The organism is Pseudomonas sp. GM24 (assembly GCF_000282235.1).
Classification (GTDB): domain Bacteria; phylum Pseudomonadota; class Gammaproteobacteria; order Pseudomonadales; family Pseudomonadaceae; genus Aquipseudomonas.
On sequence record NZ_AKJR01000358.1, the window covers coordinates 1 to 3,942 of the forward strand.

At 61.0% G+C, this 3,942-nt stretch carries 5 protein-coding genes and 1 pseudogene; all 6 read left to right on the plus strand.

Features of this window, described 5'->3' with window-relative positions:
• Positions 1 to 202: 202 nt before the first annotated feature.
• Entirely contained in the window at positions 203 to 1,402 is a 1,200-nt protein-coding gene (locus tag PMI23_RS28315) for a PepSY-associated TM helix domain-containing protein (RefSeq protein ID WP_007917724.1), read from the plus strand.
• On the plus strand, positions 1,399 to 1,941 hold the full coding sequence (locus PMI23_RS28320) for a hypothetical protein (protein ID WP_007917723.1): 543 nt from the start codon (positions 1,399 to 1,401) through the stop codon (positions 1,939 to 1,941). Before PMI23_RS28315 ends, PMI23_RS28320 begins: the two co-directional genes overlap by 4 nt.
• The gene (locus PMI23_RS28325) at positions 1,938 to 2,279 is read left to right on the plus strand and encodes a hypothetical protein (protein WP_007917722.1); all 342 of its coding nucleotides are present in this window, start codon (positions 1,938 to 1,940) and stop codon (positions 2,277 to 2,279) included. Before PMI23_RS28320 ends, PMI23_RS28325 begins: the two co-directional genes overlap by 4 nt.
• Complete coding sequence (locus PMI23_RS28330) at positions 2,276 to 2,851, plus strand: DUF6162 family protein (RefSeq protein WP_007917721.1); 576 nt, start codon at positions 2,276 to 2,278, stop codon at positions 2,849 to 2,851. Before PMI23_RS28325 ends, PMI23_RS28330 begins: the two co-directional genes overlap by 4 nt.
• A 35-nt stretch (positions 2,852 to 2,886) precedes the next feature.
• Positions 2,887 to 3,816 carry a metal ABC transporter substrate-binding protein gene (locus tag PMI23_RS28335; RefSeq protein WP_007917720.1) on the plus strand — a complete coding sequence of 310 codons (930 nt, stop codon included), beginning with the start codon at positions 2,887 to 2,889 and terminating at the stop codon, positions 3,814 to 3,816.
• Positions 3,813 to 3,942 (plus strand): annotated as a pseudogene (locus PMI23_RS30125) (metal ABC transporter ATP-binding protein); the annotation flags it as partial. The gene PMI23_RS28335 and the pseudogene PMI23_RS30125, both read left to right, overlap by 4 nt.

The window sequence follows — 3,942 nt, forward strand, 5'->3', positions numbered from 1 at the left end:
CAGCTCCTACAGTGGGATCTGTCAAACCCTGCGAATTGGGAAACATTTGCTTTCATATCATCTTTCGGGATTTGCCTCGCTCATCCGTCCTATAGAGATGCAGGCCGTTCGCGTAGGCAAAAGCCACGTCCGGTCTTTCCGGGTCCCCGTGCTGCGAAGCCCGTAGCCAGGCACCCTTTCACCGCTATCAAGACGCGCAATCATGTCGAAGAAATCCCGCTCCAAACTGTGGTTCCTCGTTCATAGCTGGCTGGCGTTACCGATCTGGTTCTTTGTCCTGATCGTCTGTGTCACCGGCACACTGGCGGTGGTCAGTCAGGAAATCGTCTGGCTGGCCAACCCGCAGATGCGCGCCAGCCAGCCTGCGGAGGATGCGCCGCTGCTCAGCTATGACCAGATCATGGCAGCGATCAAAAAAGCCGAACCGCAGACCCTCGTTGAAAGCATCAGTCGCCCCGATGAGTCACACTTCGCGCTCGACGTTGCGGTCAGTTATCCGGACGGTCGTTCGCAGACGGTCTACGTCAATCCTTACACCGGGGTGATCCAGGGCCCTGCGCCGACCTTCGATTTCAAAGCCTTCACCCGGGCCCTGCATGGCTGGTGGCTGGTGCCGTTCACCAATGGCTTCAGTTGGGGCTGGTATCTGGTGTCGTTCCTCGGCGTGCCGATGCTGGTCTCGTTGATCACCGGTCTGGTGGTCTACAAGCGCTTCTGGAAGGGTTTTCTGCGCCCGACCCTGCGCGTGCGCCACGGCGCACGGATTTTCTGGGGTGACTTCCATCGGCTGTGCGGTATCTGGTCGATCTGGTTCATTGCAGTGATTTCCATCACTGGCATCTGGTTTCTGATTCGGGCGATTCTGTTCGATAACCAGATCGCCATCTCCAGCGAGCCGATCATTCCGGCGATGTCCCGCGAAAGCGTGCCGATCTCTGCCGCCGGCACCCCGCCGCCACGGATCAGCCTGGACCGTGCCGTCGAGCTCGCGCAAGAGAAGATTCCGGGGCTGGAAGCCAGTTTCGTCAGCCTGCCGGGCAACGCCTACAGCCACATGAGCGTTGGCGGGCGCGGCTGGTATCCGCTGATGTTCCAGACCGCCACGCTCAATCCGTACAACGGCGACATCGCCGCTTCACGGTTGCTGTCCGATCGCTCGTCGCTGGAGTTCGTCACCGAGTCCATGCGACCACTGCACACCGGGGATTTCGGCGGCATCTGGATCAAGCTGATCTGGTTCTTCTTCGGTTTGATCCTGAGCATGATGATCCTCAGCGGCTTGTTGATCTGGACCAAACGCACCGCCCTGGCCACCGCCAATGCGTTGAAGCGCGAAGACAAGAAAAACCGCATCAAGGCACAACCGGCCATGAGCCGTGAAACCTCGGAGGCCAGCCTGTGAGCAAGTCCATCACCAAGGCCCAACCTTCTCGACTGGCGCGTTTCTGGCACAGATGGCGCTTCCACATCAATGTTCTGCTGCTGTTGATCCCGCTGGGTTTCATGCCCAAGTACTTCGCCGACGCCTCGCTGTTTCGCGGTGACAGCGGCTTGGGCCAGCACGAGATCGGCACTGTCCAGGTCGGGCCATGGAGCCTGCGCCTGGCCGAATTACGCAACGAAGCACCGGTGCTGACCGGTCCGGCCGGCTACATGAAAGACTTCAGCGCCGCGCTGTGCGATGCCTGTGTCGATCAGGTCAAGGCGACCTACCTGCGCATCGGCAAGCCACGCAGCCTGCGCGCCGCCGGCAGCATTTTCTTCGGCACGCCTTATCGCATGGGCACGCAAATGCCGATCCCGGAGAAGACCAGAGCCGACGCCGAACTGTGGATCACCATGGAAGGCTGGGACGGCAGCATGCACCAGGCTTCGATTCCCCTGAGTCAGGCCTCCCCCGCCACCTTCGCCTGGCTGAACAAACAAGGAGTCAAACCATGACTTGCTCTCAACGCCCTTCTCGCCTGCGCCTGAAGGCCGCGCTGCTAGTGCTCGGCGCCGGCTTCAGTGCCAGCGCTCTGGCGCATAACCCGATGTGCGAATGCAAAGCCATCGACGCCGAGCAGATCAAATGCACCGGTGGGTTCTCCGACGGCAGCGGCGCGCCGGGGGTGACCCTCGATGTGATCGGCTACGACGAAACCATTCTGGTGCCGGGCAAGCTCGGCAGTGACTCGACGCTGACCTTCAAGAAGCCTGGCGCCGAGTTCTACGTGCTGTTCGACGCAGGTCCAGGCCACGTTGTGGAAATCGACCAGGCGGATATCGAAGCCCCATGAGTACGCCAACCACACAAATCGTGCGTCCGGCCGGCGCCGGTCATGAAACCCTCAATGTGCTGCTGTTGTGCCTGTTGATTCTGGCAGTCGCCGGTTCCGTGGTCGCGTGGCGCGGGGTTTCCCATGAGCCGGAGCCGGTTGCGTCCAATCAACTCGACGCCCGTCGCGACCTCAGTGCTGCCGAGCAAGGCATCTACGCCGACCTGCGGGTGACCCTCGACGAAATCCGCCTGCTGCGCGAAGAACAGCAAGCCCTGCCGACGCCGCAGAATCTGGCCGACGAAGGCTTTGCCCCGTTTGCCCAGGATGCGAGTTCGGTCAGCCGTGGGGGTCATGCCTGGCAGTTGCTGACGAACACCGCGTATGTCGGTCAAAGCCAGAATCCGACTGTCGCTGGCTCGTTCGTCATGCTGCTGAGTACCGATGACAAGGCTGCGCCGGACATCTGGCTCAACCGTGATGCCGCCGCTCAAGCCCCGGCGCAACTGAATGCGGCGGCACTGTCCGCTGCTGGCTGGAAACAGATCGTCGCGCAATACGATGCCGGGGTTACCCGCGAACATCGCCATTGATTCCTCGCCCTACTCCGAGAGAAGACCGCTTGCCCATGTCTATTTCATCGCCTCGCCGTCCGTTGTTACGCCTGTTTTTAGTGGGCCTGTGTGCCTGCCTGCTGAGCCCGCTGGCCAGCGCCGATCAGGCCAAGCGCCTGCGCATCGGCATCACCCTGCACCCGTATTACAGCTACGTGGCGAACATCGTCGGCGACAAGGCCGAAGTGGTGCCGCTGATCCCGGCCGGTTTCAATCCGCACGCCTACGAGCCTCGGGCCGAGGACATCAAACGCATCAGCGGGCTGGATGTGATCGTGCTCAACGGTGTCGGTCATGACGACTTTGCCGACCGCATGATCGCCGCCAGCGAAACGCCGAACATCAAAACCATCGAAGCCAACGAAAACGTTCCGCTGCTGGCCGCCACCGGCGTTGCCGCGCGCGGCGCCGGCAAAGTGGTGAATCCGCACACGTTCCTGTCGATCAGCGCCTCCATCGCTCAGGTCAACAACATCGCCCGCGAACTGGGCAAACTCGATCCGGACAACGCCAAGACCTATACACAGAACGCCCGCGCCTACGGCAAGCGCCTGCGGCAGATGCGCGCCGACGCGCTGGCAAAACTGACTCAAGCGCCGAATGCCGAACTGCGCGTGGCCACGGTACACGCGGCTTACGACTATCTGTTGCGTGAGTTCGGCCTGGAAGTGACCGCCGTGGTCGAACCGGCCCACGGTATCGAACCGAGTCCAAGCCAGTTGAAGAAGACCATCGACCAGTTGCGTGAACTGGATGTGAAAGTGATCTTCTCGGAGATGGATTTCCCGTCCACTTACGTCGACACCATCCAGCGTGAGTCCGGGGTCAAGCTGTACCCGCTGTCGCACATTTCCTACGGTGAATACACCGCCGACAAATACGAAAAGGAAATGACCGGCAACCTCAATACCGTGGTGCGGGCGATTCAGGAGTCTGGCGCATGACTTCCAGAGAAAACCTTTCCCCCGAAAACACCGAGTCCCCTGTGGGAGCGAGTTTGCTCGCGAAGGCGCCGGATCAGCCGACATCTTTGTTGAATGACACACCGCTATCGCGAGCAGGCGAAGGCC

Bases quoted from the DNA above. Each gene is read 5' to 3' on its own strand.
- PMI23_RS28315 (WP_007917724.1), top strand. From the start codon at position 203: ATGTCGAAGAAATCCCGCTCCAAACTGTGGTTCCTCGTTCATAGCTGG.
- PMI23_RS28325 (WP_007917722.1), top strand. From the start codon at position 1,938: ATGACTTGCTCTCAACGCCCTTCTCGCCTGCGCCTGAAGGCCGCGCTG.
- PMI23_RS28330 (WP_007917721.1), top strand. From the start codon at position 2,276: ATGAGTACGCCAACCACACAAATCGTGCGTCCGGCCGGCGCCGGTCAT.
- PMI23_RS28335 (WP_007917720.1), top strand. From the start codon at position 2,887: ATGTCTATTTCATCGCCTCGCCGTCCGTTGTTACGCCTGTTTTTAGTG.